Origin of the sequence: Streptomyces mutabilis (genome assembly GCF_014649815.1) — a bacterium.
GTDB classification, from domain to species: Bacteria; Actinomycetota; Actinomycetes; order Streptomycetales; family Streptomycetaceae; genus Streptomyces; species Streptomyces mutabilis.
This window is the reverse complement of sequence record NZ_BMTT01000206.1, coordinates 1-599: the sequence shown is the minus strand read 5'-3', so window position 1 is coordinate 599 and position 599 is coordinate 1. Positions and strand designations below refer to the sequence as shown.

Below are 599 nucleotides of genomic sequence, written 5' to 3'. Positions count from 1 at the left end.
ATAATATAAGTTTTTCAGTTGAAAAAGGGGAATTCGTAGCTGTCATGGGTCCATCTGGATCAGGTAAAACGACTTTACTCAATGTGTTAAGTTCAATAGATACTATTTCAGGTGGAACTGTGGAAGTTGAAGGCAAAGAAATTAATAAACTGAGCCACAAAGAAGTGGCAAATTTTCGAAAACAACATCTCGGTTTTATTTTTCAAGATTATAGCGTTTTACCCACATTAACAGTAAAAGAAAATATTATGCTACCACTCTCAGTACAAAAATTCCATAAATATGAAATGGAACAAAATTATAAAGAAGTGGCTGAGGCATTAGGTATTTATAACCTGGGAAATAAATATCCAAGTGAAATTTCTGGCGGTCAGCAACAACGTACGGCGGCTGCCCGAGCATTCGTCCATAAACCAACGATCATTTTCGCAGATGAACCTACTGGCGCCTTAGATTCTAAAAGTGCCCAAGATTTGTTACATCGTCTAGAAGATATGAATAAACAATTTAATTCAACCATAATGATGGTGACACATGATCCTTCAGCCGCTAGTTACGCTGAGAGAGTCATTATGTTAAAAGACGGTGATATACACTCA

Annotated in this window: 1 protein-coding gene; it reads left to right on the top strand. The window is 36.6% G+C overall.

From position 1 onward, the window contains the following. Positions 1-599: ABC transporter ATP-binding protein (locus IE142_RS40035; RefSeq protein ID WP_191889473.1), on the top strand; the 599-nt coding region annotated here is incomplete at both ends.